This window comes from Nonomuraea salmonea, from assembly GCF_042428605.1.
Taxonomy (GTDB): domain Bacteria; phylum Actinomycetota; class Actinomycetes; order Streptosporangiales; family Streptosporangiaceae; genus Nonomuraea; species Nonomuraea salmonea.
Genome location: NZ_JBHMCF010000029.1, coordinates 616,225 through 640,997 on the forward strand (window position 1 = coordinate 616,225; position 24,773 = coordinate 640,997).

The window sequence follows — 24,773 nt, forward strand, 5'->3', positions numbered from 1 at the left end:
ACCCGAAAGCAACCGTTATGACTGTTTCATTCAGTCACTCTTCGTGGCTGGTGGGACGTGGATTGCGAGCGCGGTAACGTCATCATCCTGTTCATATCCAGACAACATCCGGTCAACCAGGAAGTCCAGCAACATGTGCGGACTACTCACCACCTCAGGCGGCGCTTCGGTCACAACACTGCAAAGCTCTGCGAGCCCGGCATCCAGTCCGCGCTTCCTGTTCTCGACGAGACCGTCGGAGTAGAGCACGGCGGTATGGCCGGGCGGCACCACGAACCTGAACTGCCTCCGGCTGGTCGGCCAGCCTAGCGGAGTGCCGGGCTCCGCGTCGCACAGGATCGCCGTGCCCTGAGGAGAGACCAGGACGGGTGGCGGGTGTCCCGCCATGGCCAGCGTGCCCTCGCCGGTGACGGGCTCGACCACCATGTACGCCAGCGTCGTGACCTGCTCCTCTTCCTCGGTCGCGTCGAAGACGCGGTCGAGACCGGTGAGCACGGCCGCGGGCGGCGGGTTGGTCAGCGCCAGCGCCCGCATGGCGTTGCGGATGCGGCCCATGCCGGCCGCGGCCTTGACGCCCTTGCCCATGACGTCGCCGACGACCGCCGCGACCCGCCCGTCCTGCAGCTCGAACGCGTCGTACCAGTCGCCGCCGACCTGGACGTGGCGGCTGCCCGAGCGGAAGCGCTGGGCCAGCACCAGGCCCTTGATCACCGGCAGGCGGTCAGGGAGCAGGCTGCGCTGCAGCGTCTCGGCGGTGCGGTGCTCGCGCTCGAACAGGGTGGCCCGCTCGACGGCGAGCGCGCACTGACCGGCCAGCGCCTCCAGGAAGACGCCGTCTTCCTGGGAGATCTTCTGTGGCCTGGTGAAGGAGAAGCGCAGGGCGCCGAGCGCGCGGCCGGCGGCCAGCAGCGGCAGGCCCACCCAGGCCCGCTCGTCGCCGCGGGCGATGAACTGGGCCAGCACCTCCTCGTCGCCACCGGCCTCGAGGAGCTGGGCCTTGAGCGACTCGGGCGACTCGGCGAAGACCGGGCGGCGGCTGTTGACCGCCATGGTCATCACGTTGGAGTGGGACAGCGGGATCTCGTCGCCGGTGGCCCCTGACGCCTCGAGGATGCCCTCGCCGTTGATCAGCTTGAGTGCGGCGCGGTCGGTGTCGAGCAGCGCGACGGCGGAGCGGTCGGCGGCGAGCGCGGTGCGGCCCACGTCGATGATGACCTGAACGACCTGCTCGACCGTCAGCGCCTCCGCCAGCATGGCCGTGGCGCCCTGGAGGCGCGCGGTGCGCAGGGCGGCGGCGCCGAGCTGGTCGGTCAGCCTGCCGCGCATCTCCTCGGCCTCGCGCTGCGGCGTGACGTCGGTGTTGGCGCCGACCCACTCCACCACCCTGCCGTGGCGGATGATCGGCACGGCCCGCACCTCGAAGTGGCGGTAGCCGCTCGCCCGGGTGCGCACCCGGTAGTTCCACTCGAACATGGTGCGGCCGCGCAGCGCCTCGCGCCACGCCTCCTCGGTCTGCTGCCGCTCCTCGGGGTGGACGACCTCCAGCCAGCCGTTGGCGAGGTATTCCTCCAGGCCCTGGCCGGTGATGGCGCGCCACTGCGGGGCGTCCTCGACCACGGCGCCGGTGGGCGAGGTGATCCAGACGAGCTGGGACTGCGCCTCGACCAGCGAGCGGTAGCGCTCCTCGCTGCGGCGCAGCGCCTCCTCGGTCTGGCGGCTCTCGGTGACGTCGAGCCCGACCAGGGCGATCGCGCGCAGCTCGCCGGCGTCGTCGTGGACCGGCGAGAAGGACAGCGACCAGTGGCGCGTGTCGCCCTCGGCGGAGCGCACGCGGACGCGGCCCTCGGTGACCGGCGCGTCACCCTCGATGACCGCCTGCACGGCGTGCGTGATGATCTGGCTGAGGTCGGCGGACAGCACCTCGACCGGCTGCCTGCCGATCATGCGGTCGGCGGGCACGTTGACGACGTCGCTGAAGACGTCGTTGACCCGCTGGATGCGGCTGTCGGCGTCGAAGAACGCGAAGGCGAACTCGGCCTCCGACAACATGCCCTTGAAGAGGGCGGAGTCTGAGATGTCCACATCCGACTCCCGGGGACGGGGAACGGAGGTCTCGGCGCTCATGGTCCGCACCTCCGTCGCGTGCCAGGGTCTCCCACGCGGCACATCTCCATAACTGTGTATCGGCGTAGCGCAGCTCCGGGCGACCGGATTCTGCAGTACATCATCGACGATGGGCATGTACGGACGGAAGCCCCCGCCGCGGCCCTGTCGCCTCTAGGGTCTACGCATCCTGTCAAAGTCGCTCCACATTGCGCAGCAAGATCAGGTTACAGCGCCAGATCGCCGGGGCGGATCCCGCCACGACCTCTGGGCCCCTACTGGCCCTTGGCCGCGCGCTTGGCCTCCTGTTTGGCCGCCCGCACGCGGGCCAGGCTGTCGGCGTCGACCACGTCGGCCACCGACCGGTACGACCCCTCCTCGCCGTAGAGTCCGGCTGCTTCACGCCAGCCTGATGGCTGGACCCCCGACTGCTTGCCCAGCAATGCCAAAAAGATCTGGGCCTTCTGCTTGCCGTATCCCGGCAGGGCCATGAGTCGTTTCACCAATTCTTGACCGTCGGCGGCGTCGGCCCAGATGTTCTCGGGCCGTCCGTCGTAGTGCTCGACGATATAGGCAGCCAGCTGCTGGATGCGGGCCGCCATGGATTTGGGGTAGCGATGCACGGCCGGCTTGTCCGCGAGCAGGGCGGTGAACGCCTCGGGGTCGTAGGAGGCGACCTCCTGCGCGGTCAGGTCGCGCCCGAGCCGCTCGGAGATCGTGTACGGCCCCGTGAACGCCCATTCCATGGGGATCTGCTGGTCGAGCAGCATGCCGACGAGCAGGGCGAACGGACTGCGGCCGAGGAGCTCATTCGCCTCGCTCCGCTGGGCGAGCTGGATGCGCATGGAGACAGCTTTGCATGAAAGCTCACCCGGCGAAGTGAACACAGGCCGCGCGGAGCCTTGACACGCGCCCGAGAAAAGGTGGAATGGGAGCGCAAGTCGCCCTGCAGACATTCCTGGGGGTTTGCCCCTACGGTTCAGAGGAATCTCACTCCTATGCTCGCTCTGGCCACACGGTTCCTGCGGGAGCCGGTCAGTCTCAGGCTGGCCGAAGAGTTCCTGACCGTGCCCGTGGACACGATCGACCGATGCGTGGCCGACGTGTGCGCGTGCGCGCAGCACCTGGGCATCTCGGCGACACCCGAGATCGTGGAACGCATCGCCCGGGAGCACCTGCTCGCGATCGTCAACTCCGCGCCGCCGCCGCGCGGCGTCCGCTGACCCCGGGACGCCGGCGCACGGCGTCCCACGACAGCGTGACGAGCGTGAAGTGTCCTGATCGGCGGGTCCGTCTCGTGTCCTTCTCGATCGCCGCCGCCGATAACATCGAGGTCACCGGGCCGTGTTCTCCGCACCGTCCGCGCCCGGAATACGAGAGAGTGAGGGTGTGCGCCGACACCGACGAGATCCCCGGGAGAGCACCCCTCCTGACGACGTGTTCAAGGAGATGGTGCAGGCGGCTCGTGAGTTGCTGGCCGTACGCACTCCCCTCGACGCGGAGCTGATGGTCTCCGACATGATCGGCGCCTGGTGGGGCAGGCGGGTCAGGGGCGGCGACGTCGAGCAGGTGCTCGGCGAAGGGCTGGTCGACTACGCCGCCAAGGCCGGCACCCCGGCCTCGCTCACGCTGCTCATCTGCCTGGCCTACCTCGGCACCGCCCGCCAGGGCGCCAAGGCGGAGGGCGCGGCGCTGGCGATGATGGAGTCGGGCGTGGCGCGCCCCGGCTGGGCCGACCGGGTCGGCGCGGTGAAACCGGCCGGCTGCTACGTCTCCCGCGACGCCTACGGCGACCAGGACACGGTGATCTGCACCTTCGCCTACCGCTGGAACGACAGCGAGCAGCCGATGGACCGCCACGCGCTGGTCCTGGTGGTCGACTACAACATGAGCGGCATGGCCCGCGACGCCTGGGTCTCCTCGCAGGTCGACAAGCTGCTGGAGCAGGCCAGGGCCGAGGCGGCGGGCAACCCGCTGCTGCTGTTCGAGGAGATCGAGCCCGACCAGGCCAGGGCGCTGCTGGAGTCGGCGATGAAGGCCACCAGAGAGCCGAAGACGCCGCCGCCGGTGAGCGACAGCTACAGCGCCTACCACGCCTTCGCCAGGGCCAGGCTCAAGGCGCTGCCGCCGGGGCGCAAGCGTCCCGCGCCGCTGCACACCGAGGCCCCCTACAGCAGGGAGCGGCGGGCCATGCTGGCGGCGGAGTTCCTCGCCTCCGACGCGGCCGAGCACCTGTCCGACCCCTCGGCGGCCTCGCGCTGCGCCGACCACATCATCGACTACGGCTGCGACCAGGACTTCAACCGGCCGCTGCGGGTGAGCCCGACCAAGTGCGAGACGTTCCTGCTCGACTGGCTGCCGCGCAAGGTGATGCTGAGCGAGGCGGAGCAGGAGGCGATGCCGCACGTGCTGGCGGCGTGGGTGCGCTTCGCGGCGCGCCGCACGGGGCTGCCCGAGCAGGGGCTCAAGGCCACGCTCGACGCGGTGTGGGAGGCGATCGGGAAGTTCCCCGAGGCCTACCGCGACCCGACGACGTTCGGGCTCGACCGGCCGCTGCTCGAAAGACTCCTGCCCGACGGCGACCTGTCGGCGCTGGCCAGGCGGGCCTTCGCCTTCCCCTATCTGCAGGGCACCCACAACGGCATCGACCTCGACCGGCTCGACCCGGCCGACGCCGCCGACCGCCGTACGTTACTCGAGATCGACCACGGCACCGTGATCGACCAGGAGCACCTGGCCTGGCACGAGGAGATCGCGAGCCGGCTGTGGGACGGCGACCCGCCGCAGCTGTGGGAGGCCGCACAGCGGCTGCTCGACCTCGGCCACGACCGCCACGACGTGCTCCACGTGCTGATCGAGATCGTCGAGCGGATCGGCGGCCATCCCGACGAGCTGGCGGCGGCGCTCGACGACATCGCGGACATCCCCGACGAGTTCTAGAGTCTTCATCCATGGCGATGTACCGGCGACTTGCCCGCGGCCGCTACTTGGCGTCGGAGCACACACAAGGTCCTTGGGATCCTCGCACGCAGCACATGGGGCCGGTCGCCGCGCTGATCGCGCACGAGCTGGCCCAGACCGCGCCGCGCCCGGGGCTGGAGCCGTCCCGGCTGGTGGCCGACGTGTTCGCGCCGGTGCCGGTGGCCGAGCTCGAGGTCACGACCGACGTCGTACGCGACGGCAAGCGGGTGCAGTGCCTGTCGGCGAGCGTGTCGTCGGGCGGCCGCGAATACGTCAGGGCCACGGCCTGGCGCATCCGTACGGAGGAGATGCCCCCGGTGGGCGGCGCCGCCCCGCCCGCTCCCCCGCGCTCCGTCGAGCCCGACGGCTCCTGGCTGGCCACCGACTTCGGCTACGGGCGGGCGATGGAGTGGCGGTTCGTCGCGGGCGGCCCCGGTGAGACGGGCCCCGCGACGGCGTGGGGCAGGCTGCGCGTGCCGCTGGTCGAGGGCGAGGAGCCGGCGCCGTTCGAGCGGGTGGCGGTGCTCGCCGACAGCGGCAACGGCATCAGCGCCGCCCTGAGCTTCGGCACGCACGTGTTCGTGAACGTCGATCTGACGATCTCGCTGTTCCGCGCGCCGGCGGGCGAATGGGTCTGCATGGACGCGGAGACCGTCGTCGGACCGTCCGGCCGCGGCCTGACCCGGAGCACCCTGTACGACGAGAGCGGTGAGGTCGGCGCGGCCACGCAGACGTTGTTCGTCGCGCCGAGGTAGCCGTACCCGCCATGATGGGTGCCATGGTGATCGACCTGAACGCTGACCTGGGCGAGGGTTTCGGCATCTGGCGGCTCGGCGACGACCTCGCGCTGCTCGACGTCGTCACGAGCGCCAACGTGGCCTGCGGCTTCCACGCGGGCGACCCGGTGACGATCAGGCGCACGTGCGCGGCGGCCGTGGACCGCGGGGTGTCGATCGGGGCGCAGGTGTCCTATCGCGACCTGGCCCACTTCGGGCGCAGGGAGATGGAGGTCGAGCCGGAGGAGCTGTGCGCCGAGGTGCTCTACCAGCTCGCCGCCGTCGACGGCATCGCCAGGGCGATGGGCGGGCGGGTCTCCTACGTCAAGCCGCACGGCGCGCTCTACAACCGGATCTGCCGCGACGAGGAGCAGGCCATGGCGGTGATCGAGGCGGTCGCCGACTACGACCCCGCGCTGCCGGTGCTGACCCTGCCGGGCTCGGTGGTGCACCGGGTGGCGGCTTCCGAGGGGGTGCCGACGGTGAGCGAGGCGTTCGCCGACCGGGCGTACACGCCGGCGGGCATGCTGGTGCCGCGCCGCGAGCCGGGGTCGGTCATCCACGACCCCGAGGCGGTGGCCGCCCGCGCCCGCCAGATGGCCGTGGAAGGCTCTGTGACGGCCGCTGACGGCAGTTCCGTGCCTCTTTCCGCGCGTTCCATCTGCGTCCACGGCGACACGCCTGACGCGGTCAGGCTGGCGCAGGGGGTGCGCGACGCGCTGCTGGCCGCCGGAGTGGTCCTGCAGGCGTTCGCGTGATCCGCACGGCCGGGGAGCACGGGCTGCTCGTGGAGACGGGCTCGCTGGAGCTGTCGCACCGCGTCGACGCGGCGTTGCGCGCGGCGCGGCCGGCGGGCGTCGTGGAGATCGTGCCAGGGCCCGCGACGGTGCTGGTGGTGGCGCCTGGCGCGGATCAGGGGCGGTTGCGGGCGCGGCTCGAATCGGTCGTAAGCGAGGAGAGCGGCAAGACGGCGGCGGACGAAGGCCGCGAACGGCCTGTCGTCACCATTCCCGTCGTCTACGACGGGGCCGACCTGGAGTCCGTGGCCGAGCTGGCCCGGCTCTCCGTGGCGGAGGTGATCGACCGGCACACCGGGCGTGAGCTGGTGGTGGGGTGGCTGGGGTTCGCCCCCGGCTTCGCCTACCTGACCGGGCTCGACCCGGTGCTGGAGATGCCCCGGCTGGACACGCCGCGCACGTCGGTGCCCGCGGGCTCCGTGGCCGTCGCGGGACCCTACTCGGCGGTCTATCCGACGGCGTCGCCTGGCGGCTGGCGGCTGCTCGGGCGGACGTCGGTGCGGGTGTGGGACGTTTCCGCCGATCCGCCGTCGCTGTTCAGGCCGGGCACGCGGGTGCGGTTCGAGGTCGCATGATCGAGGTCGTGGCGCCGGGTCCTTATGCGACCGTCCAGGATCTCGGGCGGCCGGGGTTCGCGCATCTGGGCGTGCCGTGCTCGGGCGCGGCCGACGCGCCCGCGCTGAAGCTGGCCAACCGGCTGGTCGGCAACGCCGAGTGGCTGGCAGGAGTCGAGCTGACGTTCGGCGGGGCGCGGCTGCGGTTCGCGGACGCGGCGTGGGTGGCGGTGACGGGGGCGCCGCTGGAGGTGCGGACGGCGGGCGCCTCCGGGGTGCGGCCCGGCATGGGGGCGCCGTTCTGGGTGCCCGCCGGAGCCGAGCTGAGCTTCGGGATGCCCGAGACAGGGCTGCGTACGTACGTGGCGGTGCGCGGCGGCATCGCGGTCGGGCCGGTGCTCGGCAGCAGGTCGACCGACTCGCTGTCCGGGCTCGGGCCCCCGCCGCTGCGGTCCGGCGACACGCTGCCGGTCGGCGCGGCCGACGGACTGATCACCGTGGACCAGGCGCCGCTGCCGGGGCCGCGGCCCGCCGTGCTGCGGGTGGTGCCGGGGCCGCGCGACGACTGGTTCGCGGGCGGGGCGCTGGAGGTGCTGTGCGGGCGGCCGTACGAGGTGAGCCAGGACAGCAACCGCGTCGGCGTGCGGCTGCACGGACCCGAGCTGGCGCGGGCCAGGGAGGGCGAGCTGCCGAGCGAGGGCATGGTGACCGGGGCGGTGCAGGTGCCGCCGAGCGGGCAGCCGATCGTCTTCCTCGCCGACCACCCGCCCACCGGCGGCTACCCGGTGATAGCGGTGGTGCTGGCCGCCGACCTGCCGGTCGCGGCCCAGCTGCGGCCAGGCGACGAGGTCCGCTTCACGCTCGCGCAGCAGCTCAGCGGTTGAGCGTGCCCGTGACGCAGGTCGTGACCGCGCCGCCGACCCAGATCCGGCCCTCGGCGTCGGTGGAGACGTGCACGCGGCCCCGCCTGCCGATCACGGTGCCCTGCGAGGCGACGTAGGGGGCGCTCGCCCGGCCGGTGCGCAGCAGCCACTGGGCGAGCGCGGCGTTCAGGCTCCCGGTCACGGGGTCCTCGACGGTGGCGCCGTTCTGCGGGAAGAACGCCCGCACCTCGAACGCGCACTCCGACCCCTCGGGGTGGGGACCCACGACGCCGATGTCCTCCGGCACCGTGCCGGGGCGCAGCGCCAGCACCTGCTCGGCGTCCGCCAGCAGCACCCCGATCCAGTGGGGGCCGTTGGCGGCCCACTCGGCGGCCACGATGTCGGCGCGCTCGATGCCGAGCGCGCCGGCGACCCGGCCGAGCAGCTCCTCGTCCACCGGTCCCGAGCGGATCAGCGGCGGCGCCTCGAAGGCCAGGCCGTCGCCGGTGACGCGCAGCGGCACGAGCCCGGCCTCGCACTCCTGCACCACCTCGCCCTCCTTGCGCGGCACGCCGCCCGCCTCCAGCCAGGCGTGGCAGGAGCCCAGCGTGGGATGCCCGGCGAAGGGCAACTCGCGGTCGGGGGTGAAGATGCGCACCCGGTAGTCGGCCTCCCCGCTGGTGGGCGGCAGCAGGAAGGTGGTCTCCGACAGGTTCGTCCATCGGGCGAAGCGCTGCATCTCCTCCGTGCTCAGCCCGTCGGCGTCGATGACGACCGCGAGCGCGTTGCCGAGGTACGGAGTGGCGGCGAAGACGTCGACCTGTGTGAATCTGCGAGACATACCCCGGAGTCTCCCAGAGGGGTCTTTTCCGCCGCACGGGCGACCCCGCAGACTGGACGGCGTGGCGGACTTCGATGTGGTGGTCCTGGGCTCGGGACCGGGCGGGCAGAAGGCGGCGATCGCGGCCGCGAAACTCGGCAAGCGTGTGGCGGTGATCGAGAAACGGAACATGATCGGCGGCGTGTGCATCAACACGGGCACGATCCCGTCGAAGACGCTGCGCGAGGCCGTCCTCTATCTGACGGGGCTCAACCAGCGGGAGCTGTACGGCGCCAGCTACCGCGTCAAGGACGAGATCACGGTCACCGACCTCGGCATGCGCACCCAGCACGTGATCGGCCGGGAGATCCAGGTGATCCGTGCGCAGCTGGCCCGCAACCACGTGACGGTGCTCCAGGGCACCGGCCGCTTCCTCGACCCGTACACGATCGGCATCAGCGGCGAGGACCAGGACGAGAAGAAGGTCACCGCCGACAAGATCGTGATCGCGACCGGCACCTCGCCGGCCCGGCCGGCGAGCGTCGAGTTCGACGACAAGACCGTGATCGACTCCGACGCGATCCTGCGGCTCGACCGGGTGCCCGAGACGCTGGTCGTGGTGGGCGCCGGGGTGATCGGCATCGAGTACGCCTCCATGTTCGCCGCGCTCGGCACCAAGGTGACCGTGATCGAGCGGCGCGAGCGCATGCTGGAGTTCTGCGACCTGGAGATCGTCGAGGCGCTGAAGTACCACCTGCGCGACCTCGCGGTCACCTTCCGGTTCGGCGAGAACGTGGCGGCCGTCGAGCGCCGCCCGCGCGGCGCGCTGACCCTGCTGGAGAGCGGCAAGATCATTCCGGCCGACTGCGTCATGTACTCGGCCGGCCGCCAGGGCAAGACCGCCGAGCTGTGCCTGGAGGCCGCCGGGCTGTCCGCCGACGACCGCGGCCGGATCAAGGTGGACGAGAACTTCGCCACCGAGGTGCCCCACATCTACGCCGTCGGCGACGTGATCGGCTTCCCCGCGCTGGCCGCCACCTCGATGGAGCAGGGCAGGCTGGCCGCGCAGCACGCCTGCGGCGAGCCGTCGGGCGACCTGGCCGAGCTGCCGCCCATCGGCATCTACACCATCCCCGAGATCAGCTTCGTCGGCCGCTCGGAGGACGAGCTGACCCGCGACAAGGTGCCGTTCGAGGTGGGCATCTCGCGCTACCGGGAGCTGGCCAGGGGGCAGATCATCGGCGACTCGTACGGCATGCTCAAGCTGCTGGTGTCCTCCGAGGACCGGCGGCTGCTCGGCGTGCACGTGTTCGGCACGGGCGCCACCGAGCTGGTGCACATCGGGCAGACCGTCATGGGGTGCGGCGGCACGGTCGACTACCTGGTCAACGCGGTGTTCAACTATCCGACGCTGGCGGAGTCGTACAAGGTGGCGGCGCTGGACGCGATGAACAAGATGCGCACGGTCGCCCGGCTCACCGCTGACCTGTAGAGGCCCCCTCACCTGGCGAAGGCGACCTCCACCCTGCGGTTCTTGGCGCGGCCCTTGGGGTCGTCGCCGCCGTCCGGCAGGGCGTTGGGGGCCAGCGGGTCGGCCTCGCCGTACCCCTCGGCGGTGAACTCGGCTTCAGCACCTCGGCCGTCTCGGCGAGTCGGCTCTTGGCCTTGCCGGTGAGCGTGGCCTTGCCGAAGGCGAACAGCACGTCGGCGGCCACGGTGATCGTCCGGCGCGTGCCGCTGGTCTCGTTCGTCACCGACTCGTCCAGGTTGGAGACGCGCTCGGCGATGTCGATCACCTTGCCGCCGAGGTCGAGGACCGGCGCGGTGGCGGGCGCCTCCCCCGCGAGCGGCGGACGTACGGGCTCCTCCTGCTGAGCCGGTCCGCCGGGCAGCAGGATCGCCGCGGCGACGCTGAGCGATCGGTACATCGGCCAGCGCCCCCACGGTCGGAATGTGCACGTCGACGGTTGACGTCCACGAGGTGGACGCCGTCCACGGCCGGATGCGGGTTGGGCACGGCGGCGAACGCGTTGTTCACCTGCCAGCCCAGCGGGGCGCCCTCCTCCAGCACGGTGGCGGTGAAGGTGAGGTTGACGAAGCGCTCGCGGCGGTCGGCGCGGTCGAAGGTGCGGTGGTCTGATGCGTCGGGGAGTCCAACGCCGCCCGCGCGGAAACCCCAGGGGTATTCGATCAGTCCGTGGAGGGGCGGCGGTTGCGCGGCGCGGGCTTCTTGCGGCCCGCCACCAGCGTGTCTCCCGGCGCGGTCGTGACCTCCTCGCCGTTGCCCGGCTCCTTGGCCGTGGTACGCGGCTTCGGGTGGGGCGCGGTGTCCTCGGACGAGGAGGGGGCCTCCTCCGTCTTCTGAGCCGGAGCCGGAGCCGGTTCCGCGGGTTTCTCCTCGGGCTCCTTGAGCGCGGCGATCACGCGGTCGGCCTCGGTGTCGGCGGCGAACTCGTCGGCCGCCTGCGACTCCCTGCGCCTGATGACGACCATGTGATCGACCGACACGCGGCCCGCGCCGACGACGGCGAGCAGCAGGCTGGCCGCGCCGAGGAGGATGAGCTCGTTCAGGCTGATGGGGTTGAGCGGGGGCGCGACCAGGAAGACGGCCAGCGCCTCGGCGAAGAGGATCAGCCCCGTGATGGAGACCGCGAGCCCGGCGATGAGCAGCGCGCCGCCGATGAGCTCGGCGAGCATGGTGACCGTGGCCCAGGCGCCAGGGGCGGGGGCGCCCTGCTCCAGGAACTTCGCCCCGGTGATCTTCAGGCCGTCTTCGAGCTTGGCCCAGCCGTTGGCGAAGAAGATCCCGCCCACGCCTAACCGGGCGACCAGCGCGGCAAGATCACGTAGGGACTGTTTCACGGTAGTTGTCTGCCCTAATCGGGACATGGCACACCTCAATCACGGCTGAGCAGCATGGCCACCACGACGGCGGTCAGGCCGAGCAGGACGACGCTCACGACCACGGTCGTGTGCAGGGCGTTGACGAAGGCCCACCGGGCGGCGTCGAGCAGCGCGCCGCCGGTCTGGCCGCCGAGCTGGTTCGCGACGTGGGCGGCCGAGGCGAGCGACTGGCGGGCCTCGTCCATGCCGCCCGCCGGCACGCCGGGGACGGACGGGAGCCCGGGGGCGTAGACGATGGCGGTGATCGTGCCGAGCACCGCCACGCCGAGTCCGGCGCCCAGCTCGTACGCGGTCTCCTCGATCGCCGCCGCGCCACCCGCCTGCGACTCGGGGGCGGCGGCCATGATCGTGTCGGACGCGGCGAGCAGCGCCACCTGCACGCCGAAGCCGATGCCCACGAAGCAGCACGCGAGCATCACGGGATGCCCCTCGACGCCCCAGGTCAGCGTGGGGGTCAGGGAGAACGCGACGAGGCCGAGCCCGCCGCTCATCGTGGCCCGCATGCCGATCCTGGGCAGGATGTGGGCGGCGGCGAGACCGCCCGCGATGGCCGAGGCGACCAGGGGCAGCATGCGCAGCGCCGCGCGCACCGGGCTGTCGCCGAGCACGAGCTGCAGGTATTGGGCGAGCATGAGCTGCAGCCCGACCAGCGCGAACACGCCGAGCAGCACGCCGGTGACGCCGGTGGTGAACGACCGCCGCCGGAACAGGCCGACCTCCAGGAACGGCTCGCGCAGCCGCGTCTGGCGGCGGACGAACGCCACGAGCAGCCCCACCCCGGAGAAGAACACCAGCACCGAGGCCCACAGCGGCATGAGGCTGCCGGAGCCGGCCTCCTTCAGGCCGAAGGCCAGCGCCAGGATGCCGAGCACCGACAGGATCGCGCTGGCGACGTCCCATGGCCGGTCGGGGCGCTCGCGCGACTCGGGCAGCAGGCGTACGGCGGCGGGCAGCAGCACCAGCAGGATCGGCACGTTGATGAGGAAGACCGCGCCCCACCAGAGGCCGACGAGCACGCCGCCGATGAGCGGCCCGACGGCGGCGCCGGCGGCGGCGACCGCGCTCCAGACGCCGAGCGCGATGGCCCGCTCGCGCCGGTCGGTGAAGACCTGGCGGATCAGCGACAGCGTGGCCGGCATGATCATCGCGCCGCCCACGCCGAGCAGCGCCCTGGCGAGGATGAGGGTCAGCGGCGTCGGGGCGAACGCGGCCCCGGCCGAGGCCACCCCGAACAGCACGAAACCGCACAGCACCAGCCGCTTGCGGCCGTATTTGTCCCCCAGCGTGCCGAACATGATCAGCAGCGGCGCGACGACCAGCGAGTAGATGTCGATGATCCACAGGAGCTGCACCGCGGAGGGTTCGAGCGCGGCCGTGAGCGCGGGCACCGCGATGTGCAGAACGGTCGCGTCGACCGTGATGAGCAGCAGGCTCAGACAGAGCAGCACCAGGATGGACCAGCGGCGGTCACGAGGATCCCGGTCGGCGACGCGGACGAGGGGTGCGGCCTGTGTGACGGTCATGGGCCTCCTTGCAGGCCGATCCGAATCACAGGGCCCGCACGTGCTGGTAATCGACCGGGGGCGGAAGCGCGGTGGGGTGTCCTGGCTCCGGCGCTCCGGCTTGCGTGGCAGCTTAGGCCATGTCAGGCACTTGTCATAGCGGTATCGGACGATCCACGGCCGCCCCCGACCTCTCTAGAGAGATACAGCCATATGTCGGCATCTATCCATCGCTCGGATCGGAGCCGATCATGGTACGTGTGGGGACCGAAGGACGTGACACAACCACCCATCCCTCCGACCGGTCCTCCCGCGAATGGTGCGAAGAGGCCGTGACCAGGCTGAACGCCGGCCGCCCCGAGTCAGCGCTCGAAGCCGCCAAGAACGCCGCCGACCGCGAGCCGGGCGCCGAGTGGCCCTACCGGCTCATCAGCCTCGCCCACGAGCGGCTCGGCCGCGACGCCGACGCCCTGCCCGCCGCCGAGCGGGCCGTGGAACTCTCGCGCGGCTCGTGGCCCGCCCGGCTGCGCCTGGCCGCCGTGCTGCGCCGAGTTCCCGGCCGCTGGCAGGAGGCCGTGGAGCACGCGATCCTGGCCGGGAAGTTCGCGCCCGAGCAGCCGGGGCCCGCGGTCATGCTGGGCGACCTGGCGCTGCTGCGCGGCGAGCACGTACGCGCGGCGCGCTCGTACCGGGCGGCGCTCGCGCTCGACCCCGAAGACCCGCAGGCCCGCGTCAACCTGGGCCTGGCCCTGCTGCGGTGGGATCCGCCGCGCGCCCATCACGACCCGGCCTGGCCTGTCGGGCCGCGCGAGACAGGGCGGGCCAGGCGGGCGCTGGAGGTCTGGTCGCGCCAGGTCAGGCTGCTGCTCGCGGTGGCCACGCTGGCCGTCGCGGCGTGCGCGCTGCTGCTGGACTGGGGCGCGCAGGCGCGGCTCGGCGGGTTCGCGGTGCTGGTGCTGCTGGTGCCGCTCACCGTCCGGCAGGCGCGGCGGGTGGCGGTCTGGTCGTACGCGAAGGCGATGCTGCGCCGGGACCCCTGGCTCGGGGGGTCGGTGGTGTCGGCGGCCCTGGCGGTGCCGGCGTTCGCGGCCTGGCTGCTGCTGGGCGCCGTACCGGCTCTGCCGCGCGCCTTCGACCCGGTGTGGGCGGGGCTGGCCGGTTACGTGGTGCTGAGCTGGCCGGCGCTGGCGGGCGTACGAGCGCTGGCGGAGACGTGGCGGGGGCGTCCGCTGCCCGCGCTGGCCGGGACGCTGCCCGCGCGGGCGGCCGAGCGGGCGGCCAGGCGGAACACCGGCGTGCTGCTGTGGATCGTGCTCGGCAGGACGTGGTCGGTGCTGGTGACGCTGGTGGCCGGGGCGCTGGTGGTGGAGCCGCGGGCGGTGGTGGCCGCCGTCGCGGTGCCGTACCCGCTGGTGCGGGGGTATCTGCGGGCGCGAGGGCAGGGTGACAGGGCGCTGGCCGTCGCGTCGGCGCTGGTGGTGCTGGGCGCGGTGGCGTGCGCGGCGGGCGGGCTGCTGGGGCAGGCGTGGGCGTGGCGCGCCGGGCTGGGGGCGCTGCTCGCGGCGGCGGCGGTGTTCGCGGGACGCGCGCTGCTCGCCTGGTGGCGCGGCGGTCCCGGGCCGTGGCGCTCCTCGATGCTCATGTGCGATCTGCCGATGGGCGCGGAGCCTTCCGTCCCGCTCGACTCCGACGTCCGCCAGACCTTCTCCTACGCCCGCAGCATCGTCCTGTCGTACGGCGACGCGCTCGGGCCCCGCGTCGCCGGCGCGGTGGCGACCGTCACCTCGGCCGGCGAGCTGCGGCTGATCGCCGAGACCGAGGCGTGGCAGGCCATCGAGGACGACCCGCGCGTGGCGGTGTTCGCCGCGGACCCGTTGCAGCGGCGGTTCTGGGTGGAGGTGCGCGGCGTGGCGCAGGCCGACTCCGACGTGTTGTGGGTGACGCCCAAGCAGGTGCTCGTCGGCGAGTTCCCCGGGCGGCACCAGCGCCGCTGAGTAGAATGTTGTTCTATGCGGATTCTGCGCACCCCTGAAGAGCGCTTCGCCGGACTGCCCGACTTCCCCTACGAGCCGCGCTACGCCGAGGTCGGCGACGGGCTGCGGATGGCGTACGTCGAGGCGGGCCCCGCCGACGGCGAGCCCGTCGTCCTGCTGCACGGCGAGCCGAGCTGGTCCTTCCTCTACCGGCACGTCATTCCCGAGCTGACCGCGGCGGGGCTGCGCGCCATCGCGCCCGACCTGATCGGGTTCGGCCGCTCCGACAAGCCCGCCGAGCAGACCGGCCACAGCTACGCCAGGCACGTCGAGTGGACCAGGGCCCTGCTGTTCGACGCGCTCGGCCTGACCGGCGTGACGATCGCCGGCCAGGACTGGGGCGGCCTCATCGGGCTGCGCATCGCCGCCGAGCACCCCGGCCGGGTGGCGCGGATCGTCGCGGCCAACACGGGCTTGCCGACGGGTGACATTCCCATGCCCGAGGTGTGGCACCGGTTCAGGGACGCGGTCCGCAAGGCGCCGGTGCTGGACATCGCCCGGCTGATCCAGGCGGGCTGCACGACCAAGCTGGCGCCCGAGGTGCGGGCGGCCTACGACGCGCCGTTTCCCGACGAGTCCTACAAGGCGGGGCCGCGCGCCATGCCCGGTCTCGTGCCCAACACGCCCGACGACCCCGCGGCGCCCGCCAACCGCGCTGCCTGGGAGATCCTCACCACGCTCGACCGGCCGGTGCTGGTGGCCTTCTCCGACAGTGACCCGATCACCGGCGGCATGGCGCCCGTGCTCAAGAGGTCGCTGCGCGGCGCCGCGGGCCTGCGGCATCCCGAGATCAAAGACGCGGGGCACTTCCTGCAAGAGGACGCGGGCGCCGAGCTCGGCCGCCGGATAGCCCTTTTCGTGACCTCCACCTAGCGTGTCAGGACCGCCCAACTGTCGGCCTGGTGCGGTATAACCGGGGGCGGACCGGGGAGGCGTGATGCGTGAGTCCGGCAGGACCCAGACCGCGGGGAAGGCCGCGGCGCGGGATCTGTTCGAAAAGGTTCGGCTGCGTTATTTCCAGATTCCCCCGGCCGTGCGCCGGGTCCTCTACGCGGTCGTGCTCGTGGCCGCCATGGGCGTCGGCGCGGCACTTGGTTGGCAGCTTATGGATGCCTTCCCCGTGGTGGTGCTGCTGCTCGCCTTCGTGGCGCTGACCATGCGCTTCCCCAGGGCCGCCGCGACCGCACTGGTCGTCGCGGGCTGGGTCGCGCTGGCGTTGGTGGTCTTCACAACGCTGTTCCCCACCGGCGCCTTCACCGTGCACCTCATGGTCGCGCTCTCCCTGCCGGTCGCCGGGGCCGCCCACCTGATCCGCTGGGTGACGCCGTGGCTGACCACGCTGACGGCGCTCGCCCCCGCGGGGGTGCTCGCCGCCGCGATCTCACCCGTGTCCGACGGCGCCGCGGTCTGGGTCGCGTACGCCGCCGCCGCGGCCGTGCTGGTGCAGCGGTTCCTGGTGGCCCGCCGGGTCAAGGCCGAGGCCGCCGCCGCGGAGGAGCAGCAGGTCCGCGTACGGGTGCGCGAGGGCCGGCCCGAGTCGCCCCAGGACAAGCAGGGCGCGCCGCCGCAGATCTCCGTCGAGGAGGCGCTCGGCGAGCTGGAGAGCATGATCGGCCTGCAGCCGGTCAAAGAGCAGGTGCGCTCGATCGCCGCCTCCATCGAGGCCGGCCGCCTGCGCGCCGAGGCCGGCTACACCACCGGCCGCCCCACCAGGCACTTCGTCTTCGTCGGTCCGCCCGGCACCGGCAAGACCAGCGTCGCCCGCGCACTCGCCAAGATCTTCTACGCGTTCGGCCTGCTGGAGACCCCCTACGTCGTCGAGGCGCAGCGGGCCGACCTGGTGGGCGAGTTCCTTGGCGCGACCGCGATCAAGACCAACGAGCTGGTCGACCGGGCGCTCGGCGGCGTGCTGTTCATCGACGAAGCGTACGGGCTGGTCAACTCCTCCGACGGCCAGCCCGACCGGTTCGGCGCCGAGGCCGTGCAGACCCTGCTCAAGCGGGCCGAGGACGACCGCGACCGGCTGATCATCATCCTGGCCGGCTACGAGCAGGAGATGAGCGCGTTCCTGTCCAGCAACCCCGGGCTGGCCAGCAGGTTCGCCACCCGGGTGCGCTTCCCCGGCTACTCCCCCGCCGAGCTGGTCGAGGTCACCGAGCTGCTGCAGCGCCGCAGGGGCGACACGATGGCGCCCGAGACCCGGCGCGCGCTGCTCGGCCTCTACGAGGACGTCCACCGCCGCGGCCTGGTCGACGAGCTGGGCAACGCCCGCTTCGCGCGCAGCCTGGTCGAGGCCGCCGCGCAGGCCCGCGACGTGCGCGTGGTGGGCGCCGGCGGCACCCCGACCACGCAGGACCTCGTCACCACCACCACGCCCGACGTCACCAAGGCGTTCGACGAGCTGACCGCCCGCTTCCGCGGCTACGTCGCCACGCCCACGCTGGAGGAGGCGCTCGCCGACCTCGACAGGATGGCCGGGCTCGCCCCGGTCAAGCGGCAGGTGCACGCCATCGCCGCCCAGCTCCAGGTGGCCAGGATGCGCCAGGAGCGCGGCCTGCCCACGCCGCAGCAGATGCGCCACTTCGTCTTCACCGGCCCGCCCGGCACAGGCAAGACCACGGTGGCCCGCGTGCTCGGCCGCGTCTTCGCCGCGCTCGGCCTGCTGGCCAGGCCCGACGTCGTCGAGGCGCACCGCGCCGACCTGGTCGGCCAGCACCTCGGCTCGACCGCGATCAAGACCAACGAGCTGGTCGACCGGGCGCTCGGCGGCGTGCTGTTCATCGACGAGGCCTACAGCCTGGTCAACTCCGGCTACCAGGGCGGCGACGCGTTCGGCGCCGAGGCCGTTCAGGCCCTGCTCAAGCGGGCCGAGGACGACCGCGACCGGCTCGTCATCGTGCTGGCCGGCTACGAGCGCGAGATGGACGCCTTCCTCGCCACCAACCCCGGTCTGGCCAGCCGCTTCAACCAGCGCGTCGCCTTCCCCAGCTACTCACCCGCCGAGTTGTCGCAGATCGCGGTGCTGCTGGCCGAGAAATCCGGCGACACCTTCGACGACGAGGCGCTGAGCAGGCTCGACGAGGTGTTCGCCTGGGTGTGCGAGGAGCGGCTGATCGACGGGCTCGGCAACGGCCGCTTCGCGCGTTCGCTGTTCGAGCGCGCGGCCATGCGCCGCGACGTGCGGCTGGCCGCGCACGCGGCGCGCGGCGGCTCGGCCAGCGCGGCCGACCTCACCACGATCACCAGTGAGGACGTCCGCACGGCGGTGGATGAGCTGGCCGGACGCTGAGAGCCGGGCGCTGACTTTCTTTGACGCATCAGGTGCGCCGCGCCCCTCACATCGTGTAGCTATATGACTACGATGGGCCACATTCGGTGGCGTGTCGTATCTGTGGCCGCGTAGGAGGGGGAGCGATGGCGGGGTTCCTGGCCCGCAGGCTGCTCAACTACGCCGTGCTCGTCGTCGTGGCCGCCAGTCTCGCCTACCTGCTGGCGGCCATGGCGCTCGACCCGCGCTCCAACTACGCCGACCGCACGCCCAAGCCGCCGCCCGGCGTCGTGGACGCCCAGCTCACGGCGCTCAACCTCAACGACAAGACGCCGCTGCTGCAGCGCTACGCGACGTGGGCGGGCGGGGTGCTGCGCGGCGACTTCGGCAAGACGGTCGCGGGCTCGCCGGTCAACGAGGATCTCAAGCGCCGCATGGGCGTGACGTTCCGGCTGGTCATCCTGGGCCTGGTGTGCGGCAGCCTGCTCGGCGTGCTCACCGGCGCGCTGGCCGCGGTCCGCCAGTACGGCTGGTTCGACCGGCTGTCCACCGGCGTGTCGTTCCTGGTGCTGGCGATCCCCGTGGTCGTGCTGGCCAACATGCTGATCCTGGTGGCGTCGTGGGCCAACGAGGACCTGTTCGGCCGGCCGGTGCTGCTGGTCAGCGGCGAATACAGCGACGGCCTGACCACCGGCTTCTGGGGGCACGTGGTCGACCGGCTGCAACACCTGATCCTGCCGACGATCTCGCTGTCGGTCGGGCTGATCGCGGTGTTCAGCCGCTACCAGCGCAACATGATGCTCGACGTGCTCGACGCCGACTTCGTCCGCACCGCCAGGGCCAAGGGGCTGAGCAGGCGCAAGGCGCTGACCCGCCACGCGCTGCGCACGGCGATGATCCCGGTGGTGACCTATTTCGCGTTCACCTTCGGCGCGCTGCTGACCGGGGCCACGTTCACCGAGAAGATCTTCGGCTGGCACGGTCTGGGCGAGCAGCTGATCAACTCGATCTTCAACAACGACGTCAACACCGTGGCCGCCATCTCGCTGCTGGCCGCCATCGCCGTGCTGTGCGCCTCACTGGCCGCCGACCTGCTGCACGCCGCGCTCGACCCGAGGGTGCGGGCCGGATGACGCTGTCGGAGGAGGAACTGGCGGAAGAGCTGTCCGACGGCACGCTGACCAGGGCGCCGTCCAGGACGCGGGTGGTCGCCGGCCGGTTCTTCCGCTCCACGCAGGGGCGCATCGGGTTCGCGGTGCTGGCACTGATGTTCCTGCTCGCCTTCGTGGGGCCGCTGTTCAGCCCATGGACCTACACCGACAAGGACTTCACCGCGTTCCTGCAGCCGCCGTCGGCGCGTCACTGGTTCGGAACGCTCCAAACGGGCTCCGACGTCTTCGCCGTCACTCTGCGCGGCATGCAGAAGTCGCTGGTCGTGGGGCTGCTGGCGGCGCTGGTGTCCACGGCGCTGGCGGCGGTCGTGGGCGCGTTCGCCGGCTATTTCCTCGGCTGGACCGACCGGGCGCTGAGCTGGCTGACCGACCTGCTACTCGTGCTGCCGGCGTTCCTCATCCTGGCGATCCTGTCGCCGCTGTTCGGCTCCGGCCAGTGGCCGCTGTTCGTGATCATGCTGGCGCTGTTCCTGTGGATGGTGACCTCGAAGATCGTGCGCGGGATGTCGATCTCGCTCAAGGAGCGCGAGTTCGTGCAGGCCGCCCGCTACATGGGCGTGCCGCCGGTACGGATCATCTTCCGCCACATCATCCCCAACCTGTCCTCGCTGCTCATCGTGGACGCCACGCTCAACGTCAGCAGCGCCATCCTCACCGAGACCTCGCTGTCGTACTTCGGGTTCGGCATCCAGCCGCCCGACGTGTCGTTCGGCACGCTCATCGCCGACGGCTCCAAGACCGCGGTCTACGCGCCCTGGACGTTCTGGTTCGTGGCCGGGCTGCTGGTGGTCACGGTGCTGGCGGTCAACCTCGTCGGCGACGCGCTGCGCGACGCCTTCGACCCGTCCTCGTCCCGGGGGGCGCGATGAAACCGGTGCTGGAGGTCGGCGACCTCACCGTGTCGTTCGGCGGCGTACCCGCCGTCCGCGGGGTCAGCTACGCCGTACGTCCTGGCGAGGTGCTCGGCATTGTCGGCGAGTCGGGCTCCGGCAAGTCGCTGACCTGCGCCGCGGTGATGGGCCTGCTGCCACCCCGCGCCCGGGTCACCGGCTCCGTACGCCTGCACGGCCGCGAGCTGATCGGCGCCCCCGACCGCGCGCTCAACGCCTTCCGCGGCAAGACCATGTCGATGGTCTTCCAGGACCCGCTGTCCGCGCTCACCCCGGTCTACCGGGTGGGCGACCAGATCGCCGAAGCCGTCCGCGTGCACCAGCGGGTCAGCAAGGAGACCGCGCTGGTCAAGGCCGTCGAGCTGCTCGACCTCGTCGGGATCCCGCACCCGTCGGAGCGGGCGCTGGCCTTCCCGCACGAGTTCTCCGGCGGCATGCGGCAGCGCGTGGTGATCGCGATGGCCATCGCCAACGACCCCGACGTGATCATCTGCGACGAGCCGACCACGGCGCTCGACGTCACCGTGCAGGCGCAGGTGCTGGAGGTGCTCAAGCGGGCGCAGGCCAAGACCGGCGCCGCGATCATCATGATCACCCACGACCTGGGGGTGGTGGCCGGGTTCGCCGACCGGGTGCTCGTCATGTACGCCGGCCGGCCCGTCGAGGTGGGCGGCGTGGACGACGTATTCTACCGGACGCGGATGCCGTACACGGTGGGTCTGCTCGGCTCGATCCCGCGCGTCGACACCGGCGCCAGGCAGCCGCTGACGCCCATCGAGGGCAGCCCGCCCTCGCCCGCCGAGCTGCCGCCCGGCTGCCCGTTCGCGCCGCGCTGCCCGATGCGCATCGACGAGTGCGACGCCGCCGAGCCGCCGCTGTACGACGTCGGCGAGGGCCATCGGGCGGCCTGCATCCGCTGGCAGGAGGTGCATCCCAGGCCGCCCGGCAGGCACGCCGCTCCGGAGGAGGGCGTGCGGCTGCGGGCGCGCGGCGAACGGCCGGTGCTGGAGGTGCGCCACCTCGTCAAGGACTACCCGCTGCTCAAGGGCGCGGTCTTCAAGCGCCGGGTGGGCACCGTGCACGCGGTGGCCGGCGTCAGCTTCGACATCCGGCAGGGCGAGACGTTCGGCCTGGTCGGCGAGTCGGGCAGCGGCAAGACCACCACGCTGACGCAGATCCTTGAGCTGGCCGCGCCCCAGGAGGGCTCCGTCGTCGTGCTCGGCCACGACACCGCGCACCTCACCAGGGCCGAGCGCACCGAGATCCGCCGCGACATGCAGGTCGTCTTCCAGGACCCGCTGGCCTCGCTCGACCCCCGCATGACCGTGCACGACATCCTGGCCGAGCCGCTGCGCACGCACGGCAGGCCGGAGCCGGCCCGCCGGGTCGGCGAGCTCCTTACACTCGTCGGCCTCGACCCTTCCCACGCCGCCCGCTACCCGCAGGACTTCTCCGGGGGCCAGCGCCAGCGCATCGGCATCGCCAGGGCGCTCGCGCTGGAGCCCCGGCTGCTGGTGCTGGACGAGCCGGTCTCGGCGCTCGACGTGTCGATCCAGGCCGGGGTGATCAATCTGCTCGACTCGCTGCGCACCAGGCTCGGCTTGTCCTACCTGTTCGTGGCGCACGACCTCGCCGTCGTGCGGCACATCGCCGACCGGGTGGCGGTGATGTACCTCGGCAGGATCGCCGAGATCGGGCGGGTGGAGGCGGTCTACGGCACGCCGATGCATCCGTACACGCAGGCGCTGCTGTCGGCGATCCCGCTGCCCGACCCCGTACGCGAGCGCTCCCGCGAGCGCATCCTGCTCGAAGGCGACCTGCCGAGCCCCGCCCGTCCCCCCTCCGGCTGCCGCTTCCGCACCCGATGCCCCAAGTTCCGCGCCGAACTGACCGACGCGGAGCGCCGGCTCTGCGTCGACGCCGAGCCCGAGGTGCGCATGCTGGGCGGCGAGGACCAGGGGGCGGCCTGCCACTACGCAGACAGACGCGAAGTCGTCTAGACCTCGCTCGATCCGGGAGGGAATCGCCGATGAAACGATCACATCGTGTCGTGTCAGCACTGCTGGCGGGCACGCTGCTGCTGCCGGCCGGTTGCGGCAAGGAGCAGGGCAGCGGCACCGGGGCCACCGACAGCGCCGGTGACGAGCGGACGATCAAGGCGTTCGACATCAACCCGCAGCCGCGCGAGAAGGTCAAGGACGGCGGGACGCTGCGCTGGGGCATCAACGAGTTCCCGACCCAGTGGAACAGGAACCACGTCGACGGCAATCTCGCGATGGCCGCGGTGATCAGCAACGCGCTGCTGCCCTCGCCGTTCAGGTCCGACGAGAAGGCGGAGATCTCGCCAGAGACCGACTACGTGCTCGACGCGCAGGTGACGAGCACGAAGCCCAAGCAGGTGGTGACGTACCGGCTGAACCCGAAGGCGAAGTGGTCCGACGGCAAGCCGATCACGTGGGCCGACTACCGGGCGCAGTGGCAGGCGCTGAACGGCCGCGATCCCGACTACCGCATCGTCTCCTCCACCGGCTACCAGGACATCGAGAAGGTCGCGCGGGGCAAGGACGACCATGAGGTGGTGGTGACGTTCGCGCGGCCGTTCGGCGACTGGCAGGCGCTGTTCGGGCCGCTGCTGCCGGCCGCGACCAACCGCGACGCGGAGTCGTTCAACACCGCCTGGCTCAACAAGATCCCGGTGACGGCGGGGCCGTTCAAGTTCGGCGGGTTCGACCAGACGGCCAAGACGATCACCCTGGTACGCGACGACGCATGGTGGGGCGAGCGGTCCAAGCTCGACCGCATCATCTTCCGCGCCTCCGAGCAGGACTCCCTGATCAGCGCGTTCGGCAACGGTGAGCTCGACATCATCGACATCGGCCCGTCCGCGCCCGACTACGCGCGGGCCAGGTCCACCACCGGTGCCGAGGTGCGCCAGGCCGCCGGTCCCGACTTCCGGCACTTCACCTTCAACGGCTCCGGCCCGCTGCTCACCGACGTCAGGGTCCGCCAGGCCATCCAGCTCGGCATCAACAGGGAGGCCATCGCGCAGTCCGACCTGCAGGGCCTCGACTGGCCGGTCACCCCGCTGAACAACCACTTCTTCATGAACACCCAGGAGGGCTACCAGGACAACGCGAGCGCGCTCGGCGCCTACAACCCCGACAAGGCCAAGCAACTGCTCGACGCCGCCGGCTGGAAGCTCAACGGCCAGGTCAGGCAGAAGCAGGGCAGGACGCTCGACCTGCGGTTCGTGGTGCCGTCGGGGGTGCAGATCAGTAAGGCCGAGGGCGAGCTGGCGCAGAGCATGCTCGCCCAGATCGGCGTGAAGCTCTCCATCAAGGCGGTGCCGAGCGACGACTTCTTCACCAAGTACGTCATCCCCGGCAACTTCGACATCACCCCGTTCGCGTACATCGGCACGCCGTTCCCGGTCTCCAGCAGCTACGGCATCTACGCCAACGCGACGAACGGCCAGAACTGGAACGCCAACTTCGGCCGTACCGGGTCGCCCGAGATCGACCAGGCCATGAGCAGGGCCGCGCAGACGCTCGATCCGGCTCGGGCGCGGGCGGCGACGAACGAGGCCGACAAGCTGCTCTGGCCGCTGGTGAACGTGCTGCCGCTCTACCAGCGCCCGCAGCTCGTGGCCGTGCGCGCGTCGCTGGCCAACGTGGGGGCGCGCGGCTTCTTCGACCTCCAGTACGAGGACATCGGCTTCACCGGCTGAGCCCGCGAGGTCCTCGCCGCCGCGCCGCTCCTGGCGCGGCGGCTTCCTTTCGCGCGGTCAGGTGGCGCTGCCGGCCATCACCCGGTCGACGATGCCCTGGCTGCCCTCCTGGCGGGCGCAGTGCGCGCAGCAGTACCAGTGCTCGCCGGACTGCACGCCGTGCCCGATGACCTTGGTGCCGCAGTGCTCGCAGATGGGCGCCATGGCCTCGATCGCGCACTGGAAGCAGTCGAAGGTGTGCGTCGCTCCTTGCGCGCGCACCTCGAAGGCCATGTCATAGTCGTTTCCGCAGGTCTCGCAGACGGCCATGGTGATCCCCTCGTCAGTCGATCCGCTCGTGGGATACCCCGTTCCGTGGTCCCCTTTCCCCAAGAGACCGCCATATTCCGCCTTTTCGTCACGC

At 71.8% G+C, this 24,773-nt stretch carries 21 protein-coding genes; 14 read left to right on the forward strand and 7 right to left on the reverse strand.

From position 1 onward, the window contains the following. Positions 1–30: 30 nt before the first annotated feature. Together ACFFR3_RS26960 and ACFFR3_RS26965 are read right to left on the reverse strand one after the other, a co-directional pair. Positions 31–2,124 carry a SpoIIE family protein phosphatase gene (locus ACFFR3_RS26960; RefSeq protein ID WP_345387707.1) on the reverse strand — a complete coding sequence of 698 codons (2,094 nt, stop codon included), beginning with the start codon at positions 2,122–2,124 and terminating at the stop codon, positions 31–33. Positions 2,125–2,378: 254 nt separating this feature from the next. Beyond that, complete coding sequence (locus ACFFR3_RS26965; protein WP_364363306.1) at positions 2,379–2,948, reverse strand: HhH-GPD-type base excision DNA repair protein; 570 nt, start codon at positions 2,946–2,948, stop codon at positions 2,379–2,381. Between the two features lie 153 nt (positions 2,949–3,101). Here ACFFR3_RS26965 and ACFFR3_RS26970 point away from each other — a divergent pair, with 153 nt between their 5' ends. The 6 genes from ACFFR3_RS26970 to ACFFR3_RS26995 all read left to right on the forward strand — a co-directional run bounded on the left by ACFFR3_RS26970 (position 3,102) and on the right by ACFFR3_RS26995 (position 8,075). Then, positions 3,102–3,326 carry a hypothetical protein gene (locus ACFFR3_RS26970; protein WP_345387711.1) on the forward strand — a complete coding sequence of 75 codons (225 nt, stop codon included), beginning with the start codon at positions 3,102–3,104 and terminating at the stop codon, positions 3,324–3,326. A 226-nt stretch (positions 3,327–3,552) separates the two neighbouring features. Next, positions 3,553–5,043 (forward strand): hypothetical protein, encoded by a 1,491-nt coding sequence (locus ACFFR3_RS26975; protein ID WP_364364486.1) that lies wholly within the window; start codon positions 3,553–3,555, stop codon positions 5,041–5,043. 17 nt (positions 5,044–5,060) lie between these two features. Beyond that, positions 5,061–5,819 carry a thioesterase family protein gene (locus ACFFR3_RS26980; RefSeq protein ID WP_379484091.1) on the forward strand — a complete coding sequence of 253 codons (759 nt, stop codon included), beginning with the start codon at positions 5,061–5,063 and terminating at the stop codon, positions 5,817–5,819. A 23-nt stretch (positions 5,820–5,842) separates the two neighbouring features. Then, entirely contained in the window at positions 5,843–6,598 is a 756-nt protein-coding gene (locus ACFFR3_RS26985; protein ID WP_379484039.1) for a LamB/YcsF family protein, read from the forward strand. Further along, positions 6,595–7,212 (forward strand): 5-oxoprolinase subunit B family protein, encoded by a 618-nt coding sequence (locus ACFFR3_RS26990; RefSeq protein WP_345387717.1) that lies wholly within the window; start codon positions 6,595–6,597, stop codon positions 7,210–7,212. The genes ACFFR3_RS26985 and ACFFR3_RS26990 overlap by 4 nt, the downstream gene beginning before the upstream one ends. After that, positions 7,209–8,075: a 5-oxoprolinase subunit C family protein gene (locus ACFFR3_RS26995; RefSeq protein ID WP_379484040.1), complete on the forward strand. Its 867-nt coding sequence runs from the start codon at positions 7,209–7,211 to the stop codon at positions 8,073–8,075. Before ACFFR3_RS26990 ends, ACFFR3_RS26995 begins: the two co-directional genes overlap by 4 nt. Here ACFFR3_RS26995 and ACFFR3_RS27000 read toward each other — a convergent pair. Beyond that, complete coding sequence (locus ACFFR3_RS27000) at positions 8,065–8,895, reverse strand: PhzF family protein (RefSeq protein WP_364363291.1); 831 nt, start codon at positions 8,893–8,895, stop codon at positions 8,065–8,067. The two genes, ACFFR3_RS26995 and ACFFR3_RS27000, sit on opposite strands and share 11 nt — an antisense overlap. A 61-nt stretch (positions 8,896–8,956) precedes the next feature. Between ACFFR3_RS27000 and sthA the strand changes: the two genes are divergently transcribed. After that, positions 8,957–10,366: a Si-specific NAD(P)(+) transhydrogenase gene (sthA, locus tag ACFFR3_RS27005; protein ID WP_345387718.1), complete on the forward strand. Its 1,410-nt coding sequence runs from the start codon at positions 8,957–8,959 to the stop codon at positions 10,364–10,366. Here the strand turns inward: sthA and ACFFR3_RS27010 are convergent. From ACFFR3_RS27010 to ACFFR3_RS27020, 3 genes are all read right to left on the reverse strand, one after another. Then, positions 10,350–10,802: an OmpA family protein gene (locus tag ACFFR3_RS27010; RefSeq protein ID WP_379484041.1), complete on the reverse strand. Its 453-nt coding sequence runs from the start codon at positions 10,800–10,802 to the stop codon at positions 10,350–10,352. The two genes, sthA and ACFFR3_RS27010, sit on opposite strands and share 17 nt — an antisense overlap. Before the next feature lie 262 nt (positions 10,803–11,064). Beyond that, on the reverse strand, positions 11,065–11,736 hold the full coding sequence (locus tag ACFFR3_RS27015) for a DoxX family protein (protein WP_364363283.1): 672 nt from the start codon (positions 11,734–11,736) through the stop codon (positions 11,065–11,067). Positions 11,737–11,771: 35 nt separating this feature from the next. Continuing rightward, the gene (locus ACFFR3_RS27020; RefSeq protein ID WP_364363280.1) at positions 11,772–13,301 is read right to left on the reverse strand and encodes an MFS transporter; all 1,530 of its coding nucleotides are present in this window, start codon (positions 13,299–13,301) and stop codon (positions 11,772–11,774) included. Positions 13,302–13,612: 311 nt separating this feature from the next. Between ACFFR3_RS27020 and ACFFR3_RS27025 the strand changes: the two genes are divergently transcribed. The 7 genes from ACFFR3_RS27025 (at position 13,613) to ACFFR3_RS27055 (ending at position 24,370) form a co-directional block, all read left to right on the forward strand. Next, entirely contained in the window at positions 13,613–15,274 is a 1,662-nt protein-coding gene (locus ACFFR3_RS27025; RefSeq protein ID WP_364363277.1) for a tetratricopeptide repeat protein, read from the forward strand. A 15-nt stretch (positions 15,275–15,289) separates the two neighbouring features. After that, on the forward strand, positions 15,290–16,186 hold the full coding sequence (locus ACFFR3_RS27030) for a haloalkane dehalogenase (RefSeq protein WP_379484042.1): 897 nt from the start codon (positions 15,290–15,292) through the stop codon (positions 16,184–16,186). Positions 16,187–16,250: 64 nt separating this feature from the next. After that, positions 16,251–18,602, forward strand: coding sequence for an AAA family ATPase (locus ACFFR3_RS27035; RefSeq protein WP_364363271.1), 2,352 nt, complete (start codon positions 16,251–16,253; stop codon positions 18,600–18,602). Positions 18,603–18,727: 125 nt separating this feature from the next. Next, positions 18,728–19,714: an ABC transporter permease gene (locus ACFFR3_RS27040; RefSeq protein WP_379484043.1), complete on the forward strand. Its 987-nt coding sequence runs from the start codon at positions 18,728–18,730 to the stop codon at positions 19,712–19,714. Then, positions 19,711–20,622 carry an ABC transporter permease gene (locus tag ACFFR3_RS27045; RefSeq protein ID WP_379484044.1) on the forward strand — a complete coding sequence of 304 codons (912 nt, stop codon included), beginning with the start codon at positions 19,711–19,713 and terminating at the stop codon, positions 20,620–20,622. The genes ACFFR3_RS27040 and ACFFR3_RS27045 overlap by 4 nt, the downstream gene beginning before the upstream one ends. Further along, positions 20,619–22,643 (forward strand): dipeptide ABC transporter ATP-binding protein, encoded by a 2,025-nt coding sequence (locus tag ACFFR3_RS27050; RefSeq protein WP_379484045.1) that lies wholly within the window; start codon positions 20,619–20,621, stop codon positions 22,641–22,643. The genes ACFFR3_RS27045 and ACFFR3_RS27050 overlap by 4 nt, the downstream gene beginning before the upstream one ends. Positions 22,644–22,693: 50 nt before the next feature. Continuing rightward, complete coding sequence (locus ACFFR3_RS27055; RefSeq protein WP_379484046.1) at positions 22,694–24,370, forward strand: ABC transporter family substrate-binding protein; 1,677 nt, start codon at positions 22,694–22,696, stop codon at positions 24,368–24,370. A gap of 57 nt (positions 24,371–24,427) precedes the next feature. Here ACFFR3_RS27055 and ACFFR3_RS27060 read toward each other — a convergent pair whose 3' ends face one another. Further along, positions 24,428–24,679: a metallothionein gene (locus ACFFR3_RS27060; RefSeq protein ID WP_364363256.1), complete on the reverse strand. Its 252-nt coding sequence runs from the start codon at positions 24,677–24,679 to the stop codon at positions 24,428–24,430. Positions 24,680–24,773: the final 94 nt, after the last annotated feature.

Excerpts from the sequence above, each read along its gene's own strand:
- ACFFR3_RS26960 (WP_345387707.1), bottom strand. The coding sequence starts at position 2,124 with ATGAGCGCCGAGACCTCCGTTCCCCGTCCCCGGGAGTCGGATGTGGAC.
- ACFFR3_RS26965 (WP_364363306.1), bottom strand. The coding sequence starts at position 2,948 with ATGCGCATCCAGCTCGCCCAGCGGAGCGAGGCGAATGAGCTCCTCGGC.
- ACFFR3_RS26970 (WP_345387711.1), top strand. The coding sequence starts at position 3,102 with ATGCTCGCTCTGGCCACACGGTTCCTGCGGGAGCCGGTCAGTCTCAGG.
- ACFFR3_RS26975 (WP_364364486.1), top strand. The coding sequence starts at position 3,553 with ATGGTGCAGGCGGCTCGTGAGTTGCTGGCCGTACGCACTCCCCTCGAC.
- ACFFR3_RS26980 (WP_379484091.1), top strand. The coding sequence starts at position 5,061 with ATGTACCGGCGACTTGCCCGCGGCCGCTACTTGGCGTCGGAGCACACA.
- ACFFR3_RS26985 (WP_379484039.1), top strand. The coding sequence starts at position 5,843 with ATGGTGATCGACCTGAACGCTGACCTGGGCGAGGGTTTCGGCATCTGG.
- ACFFR3_RS26995 (WP_379484040.1), top strand. The coding sequence starts at position 7,209 with ATGATCGAGGTCGTGGCGCCGGGTCCTTATGCGACCGTCCAGGATCTC.
- ACFFR3_RS27000 (WP_364363291.1), bottom strand. The coding sequence starts at position 8,895 with ATGTCTCGCAGATTCACACAGGTCGACGTCTTCGCCGCCACTCCGTAC.
- ACFFR3_RS27010 (WP_379484041.1), bottom strand. The coding sequence starts at position 10,802 with ATGTACCGATCGCTCAGCGTCGCCGCGGCGATCCTGCTGCCCGGCGGA.
- ACFFR3_RS27020 (WP_364363280.1), bottom strand. The coding sequence starts at position 13,301 with ATGACCGTCACACAGGCCGCACCCCTCGTCCGCGTCGCCGACCGGGAT.
- ACFFR3_RS27030 (WP_379484042.1), top strand. The coding sequence starts at position 15,290 with ATGCGGATTCTGCGCACCCCTGAAGAGCGCTTCGCCGGACTGCCCGAC.
- ACFFR3_RS27035 (WP_364363271.1), top strand. The coding sequence starts at position 16,251 with ATGCGTGAGTCCGGCAGGACCCAGACCGCGGGGAAGGCCGCGGCGCGG.
- ACFFR3_RS27040 (WP_379484043.1), top strand. The coding sequence starts at position 18,728 with ATGGCGGGGTTCCTGGCCCGCAGGCTGCTCAACTACGCCGTGCTCGTC.
- ACFFR3_RS27045 (WP_379484044.1), top strand. The coding sequence starts at position 19,711 with ATGACGCTGTCGGAGGAGGAACTGGCGGAAGAGCTGTCCGACGGCACG.
- ACFFR3_RS27050 (WP_379484045.1), top strand. The coding sequence starts at position 20,619 with ATGAAACCGGTGCTGGAGGTCGGCGACCTCACCGTGTCGTTCGGCGGC.
- ACFFR3_RS27060 (WP_364363256.1), bottom strand. The coding sequence starts at position 24,679 with ATGGCCGTCTGCGAGACCTGCGGAAACGACTATGACATGGCCTTCGAG.